Source organism: Microbispora sp. GKU 823 (assembly GCF_002027145.1).
GTDB lineage: Bacteria > Actinomycetota > Actinomycetes > Streptosporangiales > Streptosporangiaceae > Microbispora > Microbispora siamensis.
In genome coordinates this window covers 56,962-78,511 of sequence record NZ_MWJN01000012.1, presented here as the reverse complement: position 1 = coordinate 78,511, position 21,550 = coordinate 56,962, and the positions used below count along the sequence as shown (strand labels likewise).

The window sequence follows — 21,550 nt, the reverse complement described above, 5'->3', positions numbered from 1 at the left end:
CGGAACCCATGCTCTGGTCGGGCTGGGGCGATCCCGCCAAGGCCGCAGAGCTGCCCGCGCCGGTGCGCGACCTGCTGGCGGAACTCCTCGGCGTCCGGGCGCCCGCCACACCGGCGGCGACGTTCGGCGAGGTGCGGCTGCCGCCGGTGGCGCTGCCGCCGCCCGTCCTGGCCGAGCTGGCCGCGATCGTGGGGGGACGAGCACGTGCGGGCCGACGACGACGCCCGCATCCGCCACACCCGGGGCAAGTCCACCCCCGACCTGCTGCTCATGCGCGCGGGGGACGCCTCGGACGCGCCCGACGCCGTCGTGCTCCCTGACTCGCACGACGAGGTGGCCGCCGTGCTGCGCCTGTGCGCGGAGCGGCGGGTGGCCGTGGTGCCGTTCGGCGGGGGCACCTCGGTGGTCGGCGGCCTCGTGGCGGCGCGGTGTGGCTCCGAGGGGGGCTTCACGGGCGTGGTCGCGCTCGACCTGGCCCGGCTCAACCGGCTCGTCTCCGTCGACCCCGTGTCCATGGTCGCCGAGCTGGAGCCGGGCCTGCGCGCGCCGCAGGCCGAGCAGCTCCTCGCCGCGCACGGGCTGACGCTCGGGCACTTCCCCCAGTCGTACGAGTACGCGACGCTGGGCGGGTTCGCGGCGGCCCGGTCCAGCGGGCAGGCCTCGGCCGGGTACGGCAGGTTCGACGACATGGTCGCCGGCATGACCGTGGCGACGCCCCGGGGCACCCTGGAGATCGGCCGTGCGCCCAGGTCGGCCGCCGGGCCCGACCTGCGCCAGGTGTTCCTGGGCTCGGAGGGCGCCTTCGGGGTGATCACCTCGCTGCGGCTGCGCGTCCGCCGGGCCCCGGCCGTCAGGACGTACGAGGGCTGGCGGTTCGCGACCTTCGCCGAGGGCACGGCCGCCCTGCGGCGGCTCGCGCAGCAGGAGGGCCCGCCGCCCACGGTGCTGAGGCTGTCGGACGAGACCGAGACCATGGTCGGGCTGGCGAAGCCCACCGACCTCGGCGCGGCCGGGCGCGACTCCGGCTGCCTGCTGGTGGCGGGCTTCGAGGGCTCCCCTGGCGACGTGGCCCACCGGCGGGACCTGGCCGCCGCCGCGCTGGTCGAGGCGGGCGGCGTGCACCTGGGGTCGGAGCCGGGGGACAAGTGGGCGCAGGGCCGGTTCTCCGCCCCCTACCTGCGCGACTCCCTGCTGGCCGCGGGGGCGACGGTGGAGACGCTGGAGACCGCGTGCTTCTGGTCGAACCTGCCGCGCCTGTACGACGCCGTACGGCTGGCCCTGCTCGGCGCGCTGAACTCGCCGCTGGGTGCGCCGCTGGTCATGTGCCACATCTCCCACGTCTACGCCACCGGGGCCTCGCTGTACTTCACCGTGGTGACCGCGCAGACCGGCGACCCGCTCGGGCAGTGGGCGGCGGCCAAGCGCGCGGCGAACGAGGCGATCGTGCGGGCGGGCGGCACGATCTCGCACCACCACGGCGTCGGCCGCGACCACCGCGAGGCGTACGCCGCGGAGATCGGCGACCTGGGCGGCGAGATCCTGCGGGGGATCAAGGAACGGCTCGATCCCGCCGGGATCCTCAACCCGGGTGTGCTGATCCCGTAGAAACGTCAAGATTGTTCCCATGGTCGATGTGGGCGCGGCCGCCGCGCGGGGGAAGCAGGTCTCGTCACGGGTCTCGCAGGCCGGAGCGGGCTGGGACTGCCCGCAGATCGGCACGTTCGACGCGCTGCGGCCCAACCGGAACTCCTTCACCTGGCTGAACCCCGCGACCCTGTGGCGGTCCCGCAACGAGGTCCTCGCCCAGTTGTTCGGCGACCCCTCGCCGCAGGTGCGCCGCCGCTGGGTGGCGGCCCAGCGCGACCGCGGCGCCGACCCGGACTTCCGCGTCAGGCTCGACCTGGGGGAGGAGTTCTCGTTCCTCGTGCTCGGCGACACCGGCGAGGGCGACGCCTCGCAGTACGCGGTGGTGCCCGGGCTGCTCAAGCTCGGCGCGGACACCTCGTTCGCCGTCATCGCGAGCGACGTGATCTACCCGACCGGGTCGGGCAACGAGTACGGCGACAAGTTCTTCCGGCCCTACAAGGACTACCCGGCCCCGATCTTCGCCGTGCCCGGCAACCACGACTGGTACGACGGGCTCGGCGGCTTCATGCGGGTCTTCTGCGACGCCCACCCCCTGTCGGCGGAACAGCGTGGTTTCCGGCTGTCGCCCGACGGGCTGCGCGGGCTGCTGTGGAAGAAGCCGGAGACGATCGACGAGGACGCCCTCGCCGAGGCCAGGAAGATGCGGCCCAACCCGGGCCCGGCGCTGCCGGGGCCGTACTGGGTGATCGACACCGGCCGCCTGCTGCTCGTCGGCATCGACACCGGGATCAAGGGCACCCTCGACCGCGAGCAGGGGGAGTGGCTGCGCCGGGTCTCCGCAGACCCCCGGCCCAAGGTCCTGATCACCGGCAAGCCGATCTACGTCAACAACGCCTACCACCCGTGCGAGATCGAGGGCGGCGGCACGGTGGACGACGTGGTCCGCGACCCCGCGCACAACTACGTCGCGGCCATCGGCGGCGACGTGCACAACTACCAGCGCTACCCGGTCCGGGCGGAGGGGCGGCTCATCCAGTACGTCGTGTCCGGAGGCGGCGGGGCGTTCATGCACGCCACGCACACCATCTCCCGGGTGGACGCCGGCGGCGTCCACGAGGACGACTTCAAGTGCTATCCGCTGCGCGGCGACTCGCTGTCCTTCTACAGCCTGCTCTACAGCAGGAGGCTGCGGCTGCGCGGCCTCTACATCACCCCCGAGGAGGGGCTGGCCCTGATGTCGCGGCAGATCGGCAACACCCCGCCCCGGCCCACGCCGGGGGCGCCGATCGGCACGCGGGTGAAGTGGGCGGCCCGGCTGCTCGGCGGCTGGCCGATGCCGTTCCGCCTGCCGGTGGGGCGGGTATTCCACCGGTACATCTCCGAACTGTCCGACTGGGACACCCCGCCCTTCTTCAAGAGCTTCCTCCACCTGTCGGTCACCGGGGACACGCTCCGGCTGCGCTGCTTCGCCGCGACGGGCTGCCTCCCGCAGGAGGAGGAGCCGCCACTGGAGGACGAGGTCGAGATCCCGCTCTGACCGGCCGGGGCGCGGTTGGGGAATTGTCGGCGCCGCCTGGCACGCTGGTGGGGTGCACGTTGTGGTGGCGGCCGACGCCGAGGGGGGCGGCACCGTCAAGCCCCTCGGCGGGCCGGCGAGCCGGGTCTCCGATCTCGCGGCGGCCGTGCGCGCGCTGGAGGCCGCCGAGCGGCCCCGCTGGGTGTGGGCCGACGCGCGCCGCGTCTACCCGGCGCTCCTGTCCGCAGGCGTACGGCTGTCGCGCTGCCACGACGTCGCGCTCACCGAGAACCTGCTGCTGGCGTCGGACGGGCGCTACGGGGAGCCCAGACGGGTCCAGGCGGCCTACGCGCGCCTCCACGGCCTCCCGGTGCCCGACGACCCCCACGAGGCCTCTGACGCGCATCAGGCGGGCGGCACGCAGGCGAGCCTGTTCGACCCGGCGCCGCCGGGGAACGGCGTGCCCGAGGCCGACATGGTCGCCGAGGTGTTCGAGGACCAGCGCCGCCGCGTCGCGCGCACGCCCGATCCCGGGCGGTTCCGCCTGCTCGTCGCCGCCGAGTCGGCCGGTGCGCTCATCGCCGCGGAGATGGCCCACGACGGCATGCCGTGGCGCGAGGACGTCCACGACGCGCTGCTGACCGACCTGCTCGGGCCACGCCCGGCCCACGGCATGCGGCCCGCGAAGCTCCAGGCCCTGGCCGACGAGGTGTCGGCAGCCTTCGGCCACCTGGTCAATCCCGACTCCCCGCAGCAGATCGTCCGGGCGTTCAAGACCGCGGGGATCGAGATCCCGTCCACCCGCTCCCACGTGCTGAAGACGGTCGACCATCCGGCCGTCGCGCCGCTCCTGGCGTACAAGGAACTGGCCCGTCTGTACAGCTTCCACGGCTGGACCTGGGCCGCGCAGTGGGTCAGCGGCGACCGCTTCCGGCCCGAGTACGTCGTGGGCGGGGTGGTGAGCGGCCGGTGGGCCACCAGCGGCGGCGGCGCGCTGCAGATCCCCAAGGTCATGCGCAGGGTCGTGATGGCCGACGACGGCTGGACGCTCGTGGTCGCCGACGCCGCGCAGCTCGAACCCCGGGTGCTGGCCGCGCTGTCCGGTGACCGGGGGCTCGCGCGGGCGGCCGGGGAGATCGACCTGTACGCCGCGCTGGCCCAGGCGTTCGGCGGGGTCCGCGAGTCGGCCAAGATCGCCATGCTGTCCGCCATGTACGGCGGGACCAGCGGCGACGCCTCCAAGCTGCTGGCCGTGATGCGGCAGCGGTTCCCCAAGGCGTACGCGTTCGTGGAGGACGCGGCCCGTGCGGGGGAGGAGGGGCGGCTGGTCCGCTCGTGGCTGGGCCGCACGTGCCCGCCCCCGTCGGAGCGGTGGCGGCGCCTGGTGGCCGGTCCTGAGGGCGCCAGGGCGGCCAGGGACCGGGGGAGGTTCACCCGCAACTTCGTCGTGCAGGCCACGGCGGCCGAGTGGGCGCTGACGCTCCTCGCGGTGCTGCGCGGGCTGCTGCCCGACCCCGCCCGGCTGGTGTTCTTCCAGCACGACGAGGTGATGGTGCACTGCCCGCTCGACGTGGCGGGCGAGGTCGCGAGGCCGTCGGCCGCGCGGCGGAGGAGGCGACCCGGCTGCTGTTCGGCGACACCACGGTCCGCTTCCCGATGGAGGCGGTGGCCGTCACCTGCTACGCCGACGCCAAGTGACCCGGCCGGTGGGACAAGCCGTGGGCGTCAGGCGGGGCGGAAGGTGCTCCAGAGGGCCTGGCGTACCGGTGCGGCGGACTCGTTCCAGTCGAAGTCGGGCGAGGCGAACATGATCGCGTAGGCGCGCTCGCCCGTCTCCAGGTAGCGGATGACCGCGTGGACGGTGACCTCGCTGGTGTTGGTGTAGGTGTACTCCCAGTCGGCCGCGGGGTAGCGGTAGTCCACCTGGCGAAGCTGGACCTGCGTGTAGTCGGTGAAGTCCTTGATGTCCAGGTTCTGCTCGGCGGACCGCAGCGCCGCGAGGCTTCCGTCGGGAATCCTCTTGATCGTGATGCTCTGCCCACTGTCCTTCGGGCCCGTGAGCCTGACGACCCCGCCGTCGGTCGCGGCGGTCCAGTCCTTCGGCACCGCCAGGGACACCCCGCCCTCGGTCAGCAGGCGGTAGCCCTCGGGCACGCGTACGGCCGACAGCGGGCGCGCGGTCGGCGTGGCGGCGCCGCTGGGCGTGAGGGTGGCGCCCGACCTGCCGTCCTGCTGGGACACCACGGCCTCGTCCGGGCCGCTCGGCAGCAGTACGAACACGATCGCGACGATCACCGCGACCACGGCCACGGCGGCGACGGCGAGCAGGACCTTCGACCGGCCCTCGCCGTCGGGGACCGTGTCGGCCCGATCCTTGCGCCTGCGCCCCACCCCGGGCCGGTGCGGGCCCGTGGCGTCCTCGACCGGGCCGGAGTCACCGGCCTGCGGTGAGACGGTCTGCGGGGGCATGGTCTGCGGTGACACGGTCTGCGCGGCGGCCCCCCCTGGCGGCGGCCTGCGGGGGCGCCGCGTGCTGCGGTCCCGTCTGCTGGGGCCGCGCGTGCTGTGGTCCCGTCTGCTGGGGTGCCGCGTGCTGCCCGGGCCGGTACGGCGGCTGCGTCGTCCCGCCCAGGTCGCCGGGCATGTCGCCCGGCGTGGGCGTCGGCCACATGGCCTCCTTCGGCCGCTCGGGCGCGTGCGTCGACCCCGAGGGAGACGACAGCGGGTCGAAGCCCGTGTCGAAGGAAGGGGTCTGCCCGAAGGCGTTCACCGGCCCGAACGCGCCCGGAGGCTCGTACGCCGGGTCGCCGGCGCGGGGCTCCGCGGGACGGGAAGCGGCGGCGCCGGGCGGGTCGCGCCCGCGGGCAGGCTCTCCGCCGTGAGCGGCACGCGGACCGGACCCGAGGGCGTCTCGATGATGCGCGAGGGCAGCGGCCCCCGAGGGGATGTCGAGCGGCGGCAGCAGCCCCGCGGGCGTGGAGTCCTGCGGGGTCGGCACCGACGTCGGCGTCCCGGCGCGTCCCGGCAGCCCCGCGCCGTGGCTGTGCAGCACCCGCTCCAGCATCTCCGCGACCTGCGCGGCCGGGAGGCGGTCGGCCGGGTTCTTGCGGAGCAGGCCCTCGATGACCGGCAGCAGCGCGCCCGCCCGGCGCGGCCGGTTGGGCTCCTGCGTCAGCACCGCGCCGAGCACGGCGACCGCGTCGGGACCCTCGTACGGCGGGCGGCCCTCCACGGCGGCATACAGCGTCGCGCCGAAGGACCACAGGTCGGCGGCGTGGGTGATCGGGCGGCCCTGCAGGCGCTCCGGCGGGATGTAGGCGGGCGAGCCCATGAGCAGCCCGGTCTGGGTGATCGTGACGTCGCCCTCGATGGCGGCGATGCCGAAGTCGGTGAGCACCACGCGGTCGGCGGTGAGCAGCACGTTGCCGGGCTTCACGTCCCGGTGGAGGATGCCGGCGGCGTGGGCGTGCCGCAGCGCGTCGAGCACCCGGATGCCGATCTCGGCGGCCTGCACGACCGGCAGCGGCCCGCTCTGCCGTACGGCCTGCTCGAGGGACCAGGCGCGGACGAGCTCCATGACGATCCACGGCCGCCCGTCCTCCTCGACGACGTCGTGGACGGTGACGATGCCGGGGTGGCTGAGCCGCGCGGCCGAGCGCGCCTCGCGCAGCATGCGCCGGTGGGCGGTCTGCGCGCCGGCGTTGTCGAGCCCGAACGGCAGGAGCAGTTCCTTGACCGCGACGTCCCGGTCAAGCAGCACGTCGTGGGCGTGCCAGACCATCCCCATGCCGCCGCGGCCCACCGGGGACAGCAGCCGGTAGCGCCGGCCGACGAGACGTCCCTGCCCTTCGGGGGCGCCTCCCGCGGGGACGCGGCCCACAGGTCCCTGACCCTCTGGCATAGGGGGGACCATACCGAGCAGGCGATCGGTCGTCATAGATAAGGTCCCCAATTCACGCTCGCTCCGCAAGATCCCCCGAACGGACCGTGCGAATTGCATCGGATATCTGAGGTTGACGACGATATTACGGTCTGATGACGGTCAAAGGGAATTCATCCGTCGGCCAGCGCGTCGAGGGCGGCCGTGAAGGCCCCGGCCGGCGGACTGACCAGACCCGCTCCCACCTGCCCGGTTCCGGCGATCCTGCCCGCGATTCCGGTGTTCACGACGGGCAGCAGACCGGTCCTCGCCACGAGTGCGACGTCGATGCCCGCCGGCGTGCCGCGGAAGCCCAGCCCCGGGATCTGGTACGCCGGGTGCTCGGCCATGGTGATCTCGTACATCGAGGTCGTGGCCGCCACCGCGTCGGACACCTCGCCGCCGACGAACCGGACGATCGCGGGGGCCGCCGCCATGGCGAAGCCGCCGAGGCCCGCCGTCTCCGTGATCGTGGAGTCGCCGATGTCGGGGTTGGCGTCGTCCGGGCCGTACCCGCCGAGGTACAGGCCGTCGGGCACGCCGGCGGGGCCGGTGAACCACCGGTCGCCGAGGCCCGACACCTGTATTCCGAAATCGGTTCCATTGCGCGCCATCGCCACGACCAGGCTCGATCCGGGCACTCCGCGCGCCGCGTCGGCGCTGACTTTCGCCGCCGCCATTCCCGCGTTCAGGAAGAAATGATCATTTCCATTGATGAATCGCAGCACCTCGGCCGCGTGGTCCGGGGCCGCCTCCACGACCGCGGGCGCGATCTCGCGCACCAGCAGGGACGTCGCGGCGCGGTTGCGGTTGTGCAGCTCGTCGCCCATCTGCAGCGCCTGGGCGATGAGCGTGCGCAGATCGAGGGGGCCGCACCGCTCCAGCGCCGCGGCCAGCGCCGGCCCGAGCACCTCGCCCATCCAGCGCAGCCGCTCGATCACCTCGGGCCCGTACGCGCCGTAGCGCAGCACCTTGCCCAGCCCCTCGTTGAGCGAGCAGTAGGCCGTGCCGCCGTGCTCGGCGTCGGCGACCTCCAGCATCCACATGGACGGGCTGACCACCCCCGCCATCGGGCCGACCGTGCGGTGGTGGTGGCAGGAGTCGAGCGTGATCCCCGCGCCGGAGGCCAGGCGGTCCTCCGCCTCCTCGGGGGTGGCCGCCAGGCCCTCGAACAGCATCGCCCCGACGAGCGCCCCTCGCATCGGGCCGGAGGCCCGCTCCCAGGTGATGGGCGGACCGGCGTGGAAGAACTCCCCGGCCTTCAGGCCGAGGACCTCGCGCGCCGGACGTACGCCGGTCAGCATGGGCCGGGCCGACAGCATCCTCCCGACGGCGGTCGCGTTGGCGCTCTCGCGCCGGGGGTCGGCCAGCACCCGCGCGAGGGCCCCGGAGGCGCCCGGCAGCGGCGGCCGCCAGTCGACCTCCCGCCGCGGCACGGCCTGCCGGTCCAGCGCCTCGCCCAGCACCTGCGCGCCCACGGTGATGACGCGCGGCTCGCCGTACAGCATGGAGAGGGTCATCGGGCTCCGATCGGGGTCGGCGCGGCCACGCCCGTCACCCGCCCGCCAGGAGGCGGGCGTGCCGGGCGGCCGCGGCGTTGGAGGTGAAGACCGCCGCCCCGGCCTCGTTCAGCCGGGCGGCCTGGGCGCGCAGCCCCTGCGGGTCGCCGTCGGTGCCGACGACGGCCACGACCACGTCGACGCCCCTGGCCACCGCGTCGCGGATCGCGGGCGCGAGCCAGGAGGACGGGTCGGGGTCGGCGCCGTGCCCGAGCACGACGTCCATCAGCACGACGCCTGAGGCGACGCCACGCAGCGCCTCCAGGCGCAGCGCCGGGTCGATCATGGGATGGGCGCGGCCCCGGGTGTAGGAGTCGTCGCCGAAGTCGGTGAAGTCGCCGGCGCCCGCGAGCAGGGCCGCCTCCGCACACAGCGTGCCGCCGGCGTAGAGCCCCCGCAGGGCACCCGCCGTGTTCGGCCGACTCGCGGGGGCGGGCCAGGACGGCCACTCGGGCACGTCGCGACCGAGGGCCCGCAGCACCTTCTCCGCGGCGGTGGTCAGGTCGTCCTGCCCCGGACCGAGCAGCGCGGCGACGACCGGCGTCGCCAGGTCGAGGTCCCGTACGGCACGGGCCACCTCGGGGGCGGGGGGCTTGGAGACCAGCACGATCAGCTCGGTGGCGGGGTCCTCGTCGAGCGCGCGCAGCGCCTGCACGGCCGAGCGCCCGCCCACCTCCGCGGACAGGTCCCTGCCGCCCACGCCGAGCACGTGGGACACGCCGACGCCGGCGAGGTCGAGCAGGCTCGTCACCTGCTGGGCGCCGGTCCCCGAGGCGGCCACGACGCCGACGGGCCCGGGGCGCAGCACGTTGGCGAAGCCCAGGCCGGCCCCGCCCACGACCGCGGTGCCGCAGTCGGGCCCCCATCACGAGCACGCCCTTGGCCCGCGCCCGGTCCTTGAGCAGGATCTCCTGCTCCACCGGCATGTTGTCACTGAAGATCATTACCGAGAGCCCGGCCTCCACGGCGTCGAGCGCCTCGGCGAAGGCGTGCTCGCCCGGCACGCTCACCAGCGCCAGGCTCGCATCGAAGGCCCGCGCCGCCGACCGGGTCGTGCGCGGCGGCGCCTCGCCCCGCGTCCCGCTCGCCGGCGCCCGTGCGGCGAGCTGACGCTCCAGTTCTGCGGCGGCGTCCTCCAGCTCCGCCGGCGAGGCGGCCCGGACCGCCACCAGCAGGTCGCCGGGCGTCGCGGGCGGAACCGCGAAGCCGAGATCGCGGGCGAGGCCCAGGTTGAGCTCGGTGGCCATCGCGACGACGGCGACGGTCACTCCGGGGCGGTCGGTCAGCGCCCGGCTCACCCGCATCAGCGTCACGGAGTCGCGGTAGACCCCGGGGCGCACCTCGACCAGGTCGTTCACAGGGTCGTTCACTGGCCCTCCCGATGGGCGAGGACGGCGGACAGGCCGATCTGCACCCCCCAGGCCAGGTCGGCGCCCGAGGTGTGGCCGAGGCGGAGCAGGCGGTGCACGGCGGGTTCCAGCGGCTGGTGCCCGGCCACGCCGCGCAGCACCCCGGTGACCTCCGGGCTCGCCTCGCCCCTGGCGGCGCAGTGCAGCAGGGTGGCCGAGATGGGCGTGGTCCGGGTGCGGGCGTCGTAGGTGACCGCAGCGGCGAGCCAGTCGGCCAGCCAGACGGCGCGCGGCACCCCCGCCGCCGCGCCGAGGTGCCGCAGCGCGACCAGCAGGCCGGCGAGCATGTCGTCGCCGCTCGGCGTCAGCCCGGGGCCGAGGCCGATCAGCCGCTCGGCCGCGGTGATGCTCTCCACCAGCGAACCGGCCCGGCAGCCGCGTCGAGCAGCGCGGGGGCGCCGTCCCGGGTCCAGTCCCGCCGCCGGGGCGAGGCCGCGCGGGCACGGCCGAGCAGGCCGAGGGCGGGCGCGAGCCGTGCGGGGTCGGCGGGGCCGAGCGGGGGAGCGGGGTCCCACCAGCGGCGCACGCAGATCGACACGCCGCCGACCTCGACGGTGCCCTCGCCGACCCAGGCGTCGTCACCTGCGGACACTCCGCCGAGGCGTTCGGGGAGCACCACGGCGTTGGGCAGGCGGGTGGCCTCGCCCGTCACCACGGCGACGACGTGCGGCTCGGCCTCGCTCCTGATCTCCAGGTAGAGCGCGAGGGGAAAGACCGCGAGCACTCTGGCCGGGCGGCGGGGCGCCTCGAGCGCGGGCCGTACGGCCACGCTCGCGGCGCCGCTCACGTAGGTCGGGGCCGCCGGGGGGCGGGACGCGGGCGTCGTCGCCCGCCGCCCTCTCGGGCGCGTGCCAACACTCACCGGACCTCCCGAAGCCAGTCGTTGCCGACGCTAAGGCCCGGTCTCCCCCCTCCGTACGGAGAAAGATGCCAACAGTCGGCCGAATGCTTGGCTCTTCCTGACAGGACCGCGGTCGTGCACAATCGGCCTGAGACGTCCCGGGAGGTACGAGCGGCCCGCGTAGCGGACGAGGAGCGGTGAGCGACCGATGGACCCGAGGACGTCGCGACCCCCGGTGACGGCATTCTCGGAGACGGCCTTGCAGAACGACCCGGCCCCGCCCGCCATGCGCCTTGCGAGCACGGGAACGATCCTCCACGGCGTGTCGGTGGGCGAGGTGCTGGGGGTCTCGACGCTGGCGGACGCCCGCCTGATCGCCGGACGGAGCGGCCTCGACCGCATCGTGCAGCGCCTCAACGTGATGGAGGTGCCCGACATCCTCGCCTGGGTGAAGCCGCACGAGCTGCTGCTCACCACGGGCTACCCGCTGCGCAACACGCCGCAGTCGCTCGACCGGCTCGTGGCCGACCTGGACGAGCGCGGCCTCGCCGCCCTGGCGATCAAGCTCGGCCGCTACCTGGACGAGCTCCCGGGGGAGATGGTCGAGCAGGCCGACCGGCTGGGCTTCCCGCTGATCCTGCTGCCCAACGACGTGGGCTTCGACGACATCCTCAACCAGGTGCTCACCGACATCCTCAACCGGCAGGCGGCGATCCTCGCCCGTACGGAGGAGGCGCACCGGGCGCTCGTGCAGATCGTGCTGGCCGGGGGCGGGATGCGGGAGGTCACGGCGGAGGTGGCCGGGCTGCTGCAGGTGGCGGTGGGGGCGACCGACGCCGCCGGTCATCTCCTCGCGGCCGCCGGGGAGTCCGCGCAGGTGGCGCGGCTGCGGGAGATCAACGCGGCCCTCGCGCGGACGCCGGCGGCGACGCCCGCGGCCGGCGACGGGCACTACGCGGCGGTGCCGATCGTCGCGGGCGGGCACCACCACGGGAGGATCGCCGCCTACAGCGCCAACGGCACGCTGACCCCCAGCGACATCGGCATCCTGGAACGCGCCGCGACCGTCGCCGCGCTGGTGATCACCAAGCAGGAGGCGGTTACCGCCGTCGAGAGCAAATACCGCGCCGACTTCCTGCGCGACGTGCTCACCGGCAGGGGCGGGCTGCGGGTGGCCGAGCGCGCCCAGGCGTTCGGCTGGGACCTGGAGCGCCCGGTGAGCGTGCTGGTCGCCGAGATCGACCCGGACGCCGAGGAACGACCGGTCCAGGACCGCATGCTGGCGGCGTGGCAGGCGTCGGTGCGCAAGCACGACCCGCGCGGCGCGGTCGCCGGCTTCTCCCACGAGGTCGTGGCGATCGTCGGGGCGGCGGCCGACCCGGCCAAGGTGGCCAGGGACGCGCTCGCCGCCGTCTCCGACGGCACGTTCTCCACCGGCCTCAGCCGGGTCGCCTCCGGCGTGGACGCCCTGCCCGGCGCGTACGGCCAGGCGCTGAAGGCCGCCCGGGTGGGCCGCCAGCTCCACGGGGCGGGGGCGGTCGCCCACTTCGACGAGCTGGGGGTCTACCGGCTGCTCTCGCTGGTGAACGACACCGACGAACTGCACGCCTTCGTCCGCGAGACCCTGGGCCCGCTGGCGGGGGACGACGACGCGGAGAACGCCGATCTGCGCCGGACCCTGCAGGCGCTGCTGGAGACCAACCTCAACGTCGCCGAGACGGCGCGCCGGCTGCACTTCCACTACAACACCCTGCGCTACCGGATCGGGAAGCTGGAGCGCATGCTGGGCAACTTCACCGAGGACGCGCACCTGCGGCTCAACCTCACCCTCGCCCTGCACGTCCTGCGCATGAGGGGGATCTGACTATCTAGGCTGGCGTCGTGAACGACGCGAAGGCCCCAGCGATCACCTTCGAGCTGGACGGCGACTACATCCCGCTCTGCGATCTCCTCAAGTTCTGCCAGATCACCGACAGCGGCGGCGCGGCCAAGCACCTCATCGCGGAGGGCCGGGTGCGCGTCGACGGACGCGTGGAGTTGCGCAAGGCCTGCAAAATCCGGGCGGGCCAGGTCGTCACCGGCGAGGGGTACAGGATCCGTGTGGTATGACGCCCAGGAGCTCGCCGGTTTGGCAGATCATGCCCATGTCTGTCGCGCACGCCAGTCCTAAAGTGCCCCAAACGGTCTAGAAGCGCCGCGGAGGGACGCCTGCGGGGTGGCCGACCGGCCCACGGCCCAGTGAGCAAGAGGGGCGTACATGGCTTTTAGATGGACAGTGCACGGCGACGGGAGAGGGCTGGCCCCCGGAGAGGTCGTCAAACCGGACGAGAGGCTGAGCTGGCCCCGCATGGTCGGCATCGGCGCCCAGCACGTGATCGCCATGTTCGGCGCGACCTTCGTGTTCCCCCTCGTCATGGGGCTGGACCCGAACACGGCCGTGATGATGTCGGGCGTCGCGACGATCTTGTTCCTGCTCTTCACCCAGGGGCGGATCCCCAGCTACCTGGGCACGTCGGCGTCGTTCGTCGGCGGGGTGGTGGCCGTGCGGGCGGCGTTCGGCGGCGACACCCCGGCGGCCGACAAGGTCGTGACCGGCTCCATCCTCGTCGCCGGCCTGGTGCTCGCGGTGTGCGGCGTCGTGATCCACGTCCTCGGCGTGCAGATCATCCACCGGATCTTCCCGCCGGTCGTGACCGGCGCGGTCGTCATGCTGATCGGCTTCGGCTTGGCGTACGTGGTGGCCGACGTCTACTGGCCGCAGGACCCGTGGATCGCGCTGATCACGATGCTGGCGACCTTCGTGTTCATCGTCCTGTTCCGCGGCTTCCTCGGCCGGATCGGCGTCCTGCTGGGACTGATCTTCGGGTTCGTCGTCTCCTGGCTCGCCGACAAGGTCTTCGGGAACATCACCGCCTACAACGCGGGCACCGGGAAGATCGACACCCACCCCCGGGTGAGCTTCCAGGCCGTCGCCGACGCCGACTGGATCGGCCTGCCGCACTTCCACGCGCCGTCGGTCCAGGCGTCGGCAGTGCTGGTGGTGCTGCCCGCCGTGATCGCTCTGATCGCGGAGAACGTCGGCCACGTCAAGGCCGTGGGCCAGATGACCGGCGCCGACGTGGACCCCCAGATGGGCAGGGCGATCATCGCCGACGGCGTCGGCACGGCGGTCGCGACCGCCGTCGGCGGCTCGCCCACCACGACGTACGCGGAGAACATCGGCGTCATGGCGGCCACCCGGGTCTATTCGACGGCCGCCTACTACATCGCCGCGGTCATCGCGATCCTGTTCGGCCTCTGCCCCAAGTTCGGCGCGCTGGTCGCCGCCACGCCCGGCGGTGTGCTCGGCGGCGTCACGGTCATCCTCTACGGCATGATCGGTCTGCTCGGCGCGAAGATCTGGGTGGAGAACCGGGTGGACTTCGCCGATCCGGTCAACATGGTTCCGATCGGCGCGGGGATCATCCTCGCGATCGGGCCGGTCACCCACCAGATCACCGGCGACTTCTCGCTCGCCGGGATCGCGCTCGGCACGATCGTGGTGCTCGCCGGCTATCACCTGCTCCGCGCGATCGCGGGCAGACGAGCGAAGGAGGTCACGGGTGGGGAGATCGGGCTCGAACGCGACCCGGCCGTCTGAACGGCCCGCGTCGCGGGTGCGAACGCGGTGAAGCCGCCCCCGTTCGGCTACCACGGCCCGGCCACCCTCGGCGAGGCGCTCGACGTCCTCGCCGAGGCCGGGCCCGGCGGGAAGGTGCTGGCCGGCGGCCAGAGCCTGATCCCGCTGCTCAACATGCGGCTGGCCGCGCCCGCCCACATTGTCGACGTGAACCGCGTGCCCGGCCTGGACGGGATCGAGGCCGGGCCGTCCGGCGTACGCGTCGGGGCCCTGGCCCGCCACGCCGCCGTGGAGCGCTCGCCGGAGGCTGCCGCCGCGCAGCCGCTGCTGCGGCAGGCGCTGCGGCTGGTCGCCCACCCCGTGATCCGCAACCGCGGCACGGTGGTGGGCAGCCTCGTCCACGCCGACCCCGCCGCCGAGATGCCCGCCGTGCTCGCCCTGCTCGGCGGGTCCGTACGGCTGGCGAGCCGGGGCGGGGAGCGGGAGGTGCCGGCCGCGGAGTTCTTCACCGGCCCGATGGAGTCGGCGCTGCGGCCCGGCGAACTGGCCGTGTCGGCGTTCTTCCCGGCGCTGCCCGGGCGGTCGGGCACGGCCTTCCACGAGGTGGCGCGGCGGCACGGCGACTACGCGGTGGCCGGGGTGGCCGCCGCCGTCACGCTGGACGAGGACTTCCGGATCGCCGCCGCCCGCGTGGCCTGCGTGAGCGTGGGACCGGTCCCGGTTGTCGTGGACGTGACCGCCGCGTGCGGCCCGCGCCCGGCCGCCTCGGTCGACTGGGCGGCCGTGGCGGGAGCCGTACGGGACCGGATCGAGCCGGAGGGCGACATCCACGCGACGGCGGACTACCGGCGGCACCTCACCGGGGTGCTCGCCGCACGGGCGCTGCGGGACGCCGCCTCCGCGGCCCGCGGGGAGGAATCGTGAACGAGACACGCCATCACGTGACGCTGACGGTCAACGGGGTCGTGCGGGAGGCGACGGTGCCCGGGCGGCGGCTGCTGTCCGACTGCCTGCGCCACGACCTCGGGCTCACCGGCACCCACGTGGGCTGCGAGCACGGCGTCTGCGGCGCCTGCACGGTGCTGCTGGACGGCGAGCCGGTGCGGTCGTGCCTGACGTTCGCCGTCACGGTGGACGGCCACGAGATCACGACGGTGGAGGGGCTGGCGCGCGACGGCGAGCTGTCGCCGGTCCAGCGGGCCTTCACCGAGTGCCACGCCCTGCAGTGCGGGTTCTGCACACCGGGGTTCCTGTGCACGGTCACCGCGTTCCTGCGGGACAACCCCGCACCGAGCGAGGAGGAGGCCCTGGAGGCCGTGGCGGGCAACCTGTGCCGGTGCACCGGCTACCAGAACATCCTCAAGGCCGTCCATCGGGCGGCGGAGCTTCAGGCGGAGGAGGACCGGTGACGACCAAGCTGTTCGGCGAGCCGGTCCGGCGGCGCGAGGACGCCCGGCTCATCACCGGGCAGGGGCGCTACCTCGACGACCTGGGCGCGGGTGCGCTGGCCGCCGCCTTCGTCAGGTCGCCGCACGCCCACGCGCGGATCCTCGACATCGACGTGTCGGCCGCCCTCGACGTGGAGGGCCTGGTCGCGATCTACACATGGGAGGACCTGCCGGGCGCGCTGGCCGAGCCGCTGCCGCTGCTGATCCCGCACCCCGCGCTCACCCACGGCCGTACGGCGTACCCGCTGGCCCGGGAGATCGTCCGGCACGTCGGCGAGCCGGTCGTGATGGTCGTCGCCCGCGACCGCTACCTCGCCGAGGACGCCTGCGCCCTGATCCGGGTCGACTACGAGATCCTCAAGCCCGTCGTTGGCATCGAGGAGGCCGTGCGCGGCGTGCATCTGGTGCACGAGGACGTGCCGGGCAACGTCGGCGCGCACCTCGTGCAGGAGGTGCCGGGACCGGGCGGCCTGACCGCGCGGGAGGCGATCGAGGCCGCCCCGCACACGCTGGAGTTCCGCCTCGACGTCGAGCGCAGCGCGTGCACGCCCCTGGAGGGCAAGGGTGTGTACGCCCGCTGGGACGCCGACGACGGGTCGCTGCGCGTCTACTCCTCCACGCAGACGTCCACGAGCGTGCGGATGGCGATCGCGGCCAAGCTCGGGCTGCCGCTGCCCAAGGTGGAGGTCATCGCGCCCGACGTCGGCGGCGGGTTCGGCGTCAAGATCGTCCACCCGTGGCCCGAGGAGATCCTGGTGCCGTGGGCGGCCCGGCTGCTGAACCGCGAGGTGAAGTGGACCGAGGACCGGCGCGAGCACTTCGTCTCGTCGTCACACGAGCGCGGCCAGGTCCAGCACGTGCGGGTCGGGTTCGACGACGACGGGCGCGTCCTCGGCCTGGAGGTCGAGATCCTGCACGACCACGGCGCCTACACGCCGTACGGGATCATCGTGCCGATCATCACCTCGACGCAGCTGCTCGGGCCGTACAAGGTGGGGGCCTACCGGGTCGAGTTCTCCTCGATCTACACCAACACCGTGCAGGTCACGCCTTATCGGGGCGCGGGCCGCCCGCAGGGCGTGTTCTGCATGGAGCGGACGATGGACCGCATCGCCGCCCACCTCGGCAGGGACCGTACCGAGGTCCGCGCGGCCAACTTCATCCAGCCGGACGAGTTCCCGTACGACCAGGGCATGACGTTCCAGGACGGGCGCCCGCTGATCTACGACAGCGGCGACTACCCCGAGGCGCTGCGCATGCTCAAGGAGCTGATCGGCTGGGACTCCTTCCCCGAGATCAAGGCCCGCGCGGCGGCCGAAGGACGCAGGATCGGCATCGGCGTCGGCTGTTACGTCGAGGGCACCGGCGTCGGCCCGTACGAGGGCGGGCACGTGCAGGTCACCTCCGACGGGCGGGTGCACGTCTCGACCGGCCTGACCTCCCAGGGGCAGGGACACGAGACCGTGTTCGCGCAGATCGCGGCCACCGAGCTCGGCGTGCCGATCGAGAAGGTGTCGGTCGTCACCGGCGACACCCGGCGCTTCGGGTACGCCGTGGGCACCTTCGCCTCACGGGCGGCGGTGATGAGCGGCAACGCGATCGCGCTCGCCTGCAGGAAGGTCAGGGAGAAGGCGCTGCGGATCGCGGCGGAGGCGCTGGAGGCCGACCCACGCGACCTGGAGATCACCGACGGGATGGTCCACGTGGCCGGCGTGCCGTCGGCGTCGATCCCGCTGGCGACCGTCGCCGTGCTGTCCAACCCGCTGCGGTACGCCTTCGACGAGGAGGCCAAACGGGCCACGCAGTTCGCCGGGCCCGCCTCCGACGACCGGCCGCCGGTGGCCGAGGGGGAGGAGCCGGGCCTGGAGGGCCGGGACTACTACTCGCCGGTCAGGTCCACCTTCGCGGCCGGCATGCACGCGGCGATCGTGGAGACCGACCCGGACACCGCGGAGATCAGGATCCTGCGTTACGCCGTCGTCCACGACTGCGGCAGGCTGATCAACCCCATGATCGTCGAGGGTCAGATCCACGGCGGGGTCGCCCAGGGCGTCGGCGGGGCGCTGTACGAGAAGATGGTCTACGACGAGCACGGCCAGTTGCTGAACGCCTCGTTCATGGACTTCCTGATGCCGTACGCCACGGAGGTGCCGCGCATCGAGACGGCCCACCTGGAGACGCCCTCGCCGCTGAACCCGCTCGGGATCAAGGGCGCGGGGGAGGCCGGGGTCATCCCCGTCTCGGCCGTCATCGCCTCCGCGGTCGAGGACGCCGAGGGCATCACCATCGCCCGGATGCCCATCTCCCCCTCCGACCTCCACCACCTGCGCCTGGAACGGTGAGCACGGTCAGAGCGCCGGAGTCACGTCCGTGTGAATGAAGTCGTCACCCTTGAACAGGAGTGGTTCCTGGCACTCTCTCGCGAGCGCGTAGGAGAAGCAGTCGCCGAAGTTCAGTCCTGCTTTGTGGCCGCTGCCCCTGCCGTAGTCCCAGTAGGCCCGGCGCGCGGTCCGAGCCTGCTCAGGTGTGACCGGCATGATCTGCACCCTCATCCGAGCGAGAAGGTCGTCCAGGAGCCGGGACGCGGCGGGGTCACGGGCACGCTCGACCACCGCGGCCAACTCGACGTAGGTCCCCGCCGAGATCCTTCGCGTCGGCGCATCCCTGATGGCTCTGGCCAGGTCGATGGCGTCCGGCTCTCCGTTGAGGATCGCGACGATCGCGCTGGTGTCGATGATCACGACGGAAGCCCGGTCTCAGGGTCGTAGAGGAAGTCGCTGGACAGCTCCAGCTCACCTACTCGCGAGCGAATCTTCGCGGCAAGCGCGAGGATGTCCTCTGCCATTGCGGCGTCCTCGGTCTGCTGGAGCTTCGCGAGCAGCCGCTCGTGCCGCTCCCGTAGGGCGGAAACAACGGCGGCGGTCTTGCTCTCACCAGTCAGCGCCCCGATCTCGGCCGCCAGCCGCTCAGCTTCGGGATTCTTGATGTTCAAGCTCACGGCCACCCCTTTCTGCCCTATCTACCTTCGAACTCTACCCTTTCTGCCTTCCCTGAGTCAGGAGACTTCGGCGGTGAGGCGCTTGCGGAAGACCCAGTAGGTCCAGGCCTGGTAGGCGATGACGCCCGGCAGGGCGATCAGGCCGATCCAGGTGAGGACGGTCAGCGTGTACGGCGCCGAGGCCGCCTGGGCCAGCGTGAGACCGGGCAGGGGAGCGGTCCACAGCACGCCGAAGACGGTGGCGGTCGTCGCGGCGATCGCGGTCGCGGTCGCGGTGAAGGCCCAGCCCTCGCGGCGGCCCCAGACCAGCGTCACCCCGGCCGCCAGCGCCGCGGCGGCGAGCAGGGCCGTGCCCAGCGTCCACATCGGCCCCTTGCCGGGCACGGACGGCAGCGTGGCGATCGCCACCGGCACCGCCCCGACGGCCGCGAGCAGCGCGGCGCGGCGGGCGCGGGCCCGGACCCCGCCGGTCGTCTTGAGCGCCACGAACACCGCGCCGTGCAGCACGGCCACCGACAGCGACAGGGCCCCGCCGAGCACGGTCGCCAGCGCCGTGCCGAACAGCAGGTTGCCGAAGATCGCGCCCCACAGGAACGCGGGCAGCACGCTGCCGGTGACGATCCCGGCGTCGCAGAGCGCGACCTCGCGCCGGGAGTGGACCTTGCCCCGCCACTCCAGGCCCACCCCGCGTACGACCAGGCCGGCGATGACGAGGAAGACCGCCACGTAGAAGCCGCTCAGCAGGCCGGAGTACCAGGCCGGGAAGGCGGCGAACATCGCCCCGATCGCGGTGATCAGCCACACCTCGTTGCCGTCCCAGACCGGTCCGATGGTGCCCAGCACCTGCTTGCGGTCGGCCTCCGACCGCGACAGCAGCGGCAGCAGCGCGCCCACCCCGAAGTCGAACCCCTCAAGGACGAAGTAACCCGTCCAGAGGAACGCGATCACGATGAACCAGAAGGTCGTCATCTCGTGGCTCCTCAGTACATGAGCGTCGGCGTGAGCCGCGCCTCGTCGGGGCGGGCGGGAACGGCGCCGGCGGGCGCGCTCTCGACCGGCGGCAGCTCCGGGCCCGCCTTGACGTGCCGCACCAGCAGCACGCCTTCGGCCACCGCGAGCAGGCCGTACAGGACCGTGAAGATCGCCAGGGTGATCGCCACCTCGCCGAGCGAGACGCCGGGCGACACGCTGGCGGCGGTCATGAGCTCGCCCTGGACGGTCCACGGCTGGCGGCCGATCTCGCTGAGCAGCCAGCCGGAGATGATCGCGATGGCGGGCAACGGGAGCGCCAGCACGCACAGGCGGGCGAACCAGTCGGGCACCGGCTTCGCCGTGCCGCCGTGCCGCCGCCTGGGCCGCCGGGTCAGCCACAGGCCGAGTACGGACAGGCCCACCGTGGCCATGCCGAAGCCGATCATCACGCGGAACGACCAGAAGACGACCGGCAGGTTCGGGGTGTAGTCGGCCGGCCCGAAGGTCTTCTCGTACCGCGCCTGGATGTCGTCGACGCCCTGGACCGTCGCGCCGGGGTCGTGCGCGGCGAGCAGGCTGAGCAGACCGGGCACCTCGACGCCGGGCGCGATCGAGAACGGCGCCCCGGCGGTGTCGTGGCGCAGGCCCTCAGCCGCGGCGAGCTTCATCGGCTGCTGCTCGCGCAGCAACTGGCCGGACAGGTCACCGCTGCCTGCGACGACGGCCCCCGCGATCGCCGTCATGACGAGCGCGGCGCGCAGGCTGGTCCGCCACATGTCCGGGAGGCGGCGCATCGGCGTGGTGGCGTCCCCGGCGGCCGTACGGGCCGGGCGGCCCGGCCGCAGGCCGAGGCCACGCTCGCGCAGGATGCGGTAGCCCGCGACGGCGATGACGAACCCGCCTGCCACGACGAACGAGGCGGCGACGACGTGCGGCACCTGGGCGAGGGCCGTCGAGTTCGTCAGCACCGCCCACAGGTCGGTCATCCTGGCCCTGCCGTCCACGACCTCGTAGCCGACCGGGTGCTTCATCCAGGCGTTGGCCGCGAGGATGAAGTACGCGGACAGGTTGGAGCCGATGACGGCCGCCCACAGGCAGGCGAGGTGGACCCGCTTGGGCAGCCGGTCCCAGCCGAAGATCCACAGGCCGAGGAACGTCGACTCCAGGAAGAACGCGAGCAGCGCCTCCAGCGCCAGCGGCGCGCCGAACACGTCGCCGACGAAGGTCGAGTACTCGCTCCAGTTCATCCCGAACTGGAACTCCTGGACGATGCCGGTGACCACGCCCATGGCGAAGTTGATCAGGAAGAGCTTGCCGAAGAACTTCGTGAGCCTGAGGTAGTGCTCCTTGCCCGTCAGGTGCCAGGCGGTCTGGAGCCCGGCGACGTAGACGCCCAGCCCGATCGTCAGGGGTACGAAGAGAAAGTGGTACACGGTGGTCACCCCGAACTGCCACCGTGCCAGGTCAAGCGCGTCCATGTCTCCCTCACGCCCGGAGCTCTACAGCTCGTAGTTCTATTTCCAGTAGTACTACAAGCTGTAGAGCATTAGGGCTCCGCGAGGTGCGATCTTCGTCACAGCCGGGCGGTGCGCCGCCCGGACCCCGGTTCGCGGTGCCGGATCCCGTTGCTTGCAGTACCGACGATTGCGGTCGGACCGTCCCGGTCGCCAGGGACAGGGGTC

At 73.3% G+C, this 21,550-nt stretch carries 18 protein-coding genes and 2 pseudogenes; 10 read left to right on the top strand and 10 right to left on the bottom strand.

The genetic code is table 11. From position 1 onward, the window contains the following. Nucleotides 1-8 precede the first annotated feature (8 nt). The 3 genes and pseudogenes from B1L11_RS09465 to B1L11_RS09455 all read left to right on the top strand — a co-directional run bounded on the left by B1L11_RS09465 (nucleotide 9) and on the right by B1L11_RS09455 (nucleotide 4,801). Nucleotides 9-1,605, top strand: a pseudogene (locus B1L11_RS09465) (FAD-binding oxidoreductase). A 19-nt stretch (nucleotides 1,606-1,624) separates the two neighbouring features. Continuing rightward, nucleotides 1,625-3,124, top strand: a complete 1,500-nt coding sequence (locus tag B1L11_RS09460; RefSeq protein ID WP_079314136.1) for a metallophosphoesterase — start codon at nucleotides 1,625-1,627, stop codon at nucleotides 3,122-3,124. A 52-nt stretch (nucleotides 3,125-3,176) separates the two neighbouring features. After that, nucleotides 3,177-4,801: pseudogene (locus tag B1L11_RS09455) on the top strand (bifunctional 3'-5' exonuclease/DNA polymerase). A gap of 27 nt (nucleotides 4,802-4,828) precedes the next feature. Here the strand turns inward: B1L11_RS09455 and B1L11_RS09450 are convergent. The 4 genes from B1L11_RS09450 to B1L11_RS50170 all read right to left on the bottom strand — a co-directional run bounded on the left by B1L11_RS09450 (nucleotide 4,829) and on the right by B1L11_RS50170 (nucleotide 9,419). After that, a complete protein-coding gene (locus B1L11_RS09450; protein WP_079314135.1) occupies nucleotides 4,829-5,572 on the bottom strand; it encodes a hypothetical protein in 744 nt (247 codons plus the stop codon). Next, nucleotides 5,538-7,004, bottom strand: coding sequence for a serine/threonine-protein kinase (locus B1L11_RS09445; protein ID WP_079314134.1), 1,467 nt, complete (start codon nucleotides 7,002-7,004; stop codon nucleotides 5,538-5,540). Before B1L11_RS09445 ends, B1L11_RS09450 begins: the two co-directional genes overlap by 35 nt. Before the next feature lie 152 nt (nucleotides 7,005-7,156). Beyond that, nucleotides 7,157-8,542: a DUF1116 domain-containing protein gene (locus tag B1L11_RS09440; protein WP_079314133.1), complete on the bottom strand. Its 1,386-nt coding sequence runs from the start codon at nucleotides 8,540-8,542 to the stop codon at nucleotides 7,157-7,159. A gap of 34 nt (nucleotides 8,543-8,576) precedes the next feature. Next, nucleotides 8,577-9,419 (bottom strand): hypothetical protein, encoded by an 843-nt coding sequence (locus B1L11_RS50170; protein ID WP_256862365.1) that lies wholly within the window; start codon nucleotides 9,417-9,419, stop codon nucleotides 8,577-8,579. An 86-nt stretch (nucleotides 9,420-9,505) separates the two neighbouring features. Here B1L11_RS50170 and B1L11_RS50165 point away from each other — a divergent pair, with 86 nt between their 5' ends. Next, nucleotides 9,506-9,691 (top strand): hypothetical protein, encoded by a 186-nt coding sequence (locus B1L11_RS50165; protein WP_256862364.1) that lies wholly within the window; start codon nucleotides 9,506-9,508, stop codon nucleotides 9,689-9,691. Between the two features lie 256 nt (nucleotides 9,692-9,947). Here B1L11_RS50165 and B1L11_RS50160 read toward each other — a convergent pair whose 3' ends face one another. Further along, on the bottom strand, nucleotides 9,948-10,346 hold the full coding sequence (locus B1L11_RS50160) for a DUF2877 domain-containing protein (RefSeq protein WP_256862363.1): 399 nt from the start codon (nucleotides 10,344-10,346) through the stop codon (nucleotides 9,948-9,950). Further along, nucleotides 10,316-10,852 carry a hypothetical protein gene (locus tag B1L11_RS50155; protein WP_256862362.1) on the bottom strand — a complete coding sequence of 179 codons (537 nt, stop codon included), beginning with the start codon at nucleotides 10,850-10,852 and terminating at the stop codon, nucleotides 10,316-10,318. Before B1L11_RS50155 ends, B1L11_RS50160 begins: the two co-directional genes overlap by 31 nt. 265 nt (nucleotides 10,853-11,117) lie before the next feature. Here B1L11_RS50155 and B1L11_RS09425 point away from each other — a divergent pair, with 265 nt between their 5' ends. From B1L11_RS09425 to cutA, 6 genes are all read left to right on the top strand, one after another. After that, complete coding sequence (locus B1L11_RS09425; RefSeq protein WP_079314168.1) at nucleotides 11,118-12,695, top strand: PucR family transcriptional regulator; 1,578 nt, start codon at nucleotides 11,118-11,120, stop codon at nucleotides 12,693-12,695. Between the two features lie 17 nt (nucleotides 12,696-12,712). Then, entirely contained in the window at nucleotides 12,713-12,940 is a 228-nt protein-coding gene (locus B1L11_RS09420) for an RNA-binding S4 domain-containing protein (RefSeq protein ID WP_256862361.1), read from the top strand. Between the two features lie 148 nt (nucleotides 12,941-13,088). Next, a complete protein-coding gene (locus tag B1L11_RS09415) occupies nucleotides 13,089-14,471 on the top strand; it encodes a uracil-xanthine permease family protein (protein ID WP_079314132.1) in 1,383 nt (460 codons plus the stop codon). Nucleotides 14,472-14,498: 27 nt separating this feature from the next. Next, nucleotides 14,499-15,374 (top strand): xanthine dehydrogenase family protein subunit M, encoded by an 876-nt coding sequence (locus tag B1L11_RS09410; RefSeq protein WP_079314131.1) that lies wholly within the window; start codon nucleotides 14,499-14,501, stop codon nucleotides 15,372-15,374. Beyond that, a complete protein-coding gene (locus tag B1L11_RS09405; protein WP_079314130.1) occupies nucleotides 15,371-15,859 on the top strand; it encodes a (2Fe-2S)-binding protein in 489 nt (162 codons plus the stop codon). The genes B1L11_RS09410 and B1L11_RS09405 overlap by 4 nt, the downstream gene beginning before the upstream one ends. Further along, nucleotides 15,856-18,240: an aerobic carbon-monoxide dehydrogenase large subunit gene (gene cutA, locus B1L11_RS09400; RefSeq protein ID WP_079314129.1), complete on the top strand. Its 2,385-nt coding sequence runs from the start codon at nucleotides 15,856-15,858 to the stop codon at nucleotides 18,238-18,240. The genes B1L11_RS09405 and cutA overlap by 4 nt, the downstream gene beginning before the upstream one ends. Before the next feature lie 6 nt (nucleotides 18,241-18,246). On the opposite strand, the gene B1L11_RS09395 is transcribed toward cutA, so the two are convergent. From B1L11_RS09395 to B1L11_RS09380, 4 genes are read right to left on the bottom strand one after another with little or no spacing between them, the layout of a single operon-like run. After that, nucleotides 18,247-18,639: a type II toxin-antitoxin system VapC family toxin gene (locus B1L11_RS09395; protein ID WP_079314128.1), complete on the bottom strand. Its 393-nt coding sequence runs from the start codon at nucleotides 18,637-18,639 to the stop codon at nucleotides 18,247-18,249. After that, the gene (locus B1L11_RS09390; RefSeq protein WP_079314166.1) at nucleotides 18,636-18,896 is read right to left on the bottom strand and encodes a type II toxin-antitoxin system VapB family antitoxin; all 261 of its coding nucleotides are present in this window, start codon (nucleotides 18,894-18,896) and stop codon (nucleotides 18,636-18,638) included. The genes B1L11_RS09395 and B1L11_RS09390 overlap by 4 nt, the downstream gene beginning before the upstream one ends. Nucleotides 18,897-18,953: 57 nt before the next feature. Then, nucleotides 18,954-19,865 carry a cytochrome d ubiquinol oxidase subunit II gene (gene cydB, locus B1L11_RS09385; RefSeq protein ID WP_079314127.1) on the bottom strand — a complete coding sequence of 304 codons (912 nt, stop codon included), beginning with the start codon at nucleotides 19,863-19,865 and terminating at the stop codon, nucleotides 18,954-18,956. An 11-nt stretch (nucleotides 19,866-19,876) separates the two neighbouring features. Further along, nucleotides 19,877-21,346: a cytochrome ubiquinol oxidase subunit I gene (locus B1L11_RS09380; protein ID WP_079314126.1), complete on the bottom strand. Its 1,470-nt coding sequence runs from the start codon at nucleotides 21,344-21,346 to the stop codon at nucleotides 19,877-19,879. Between the last annotated feature and the right edge of the window lie 204 nt (nucleotides 21,347-21,550).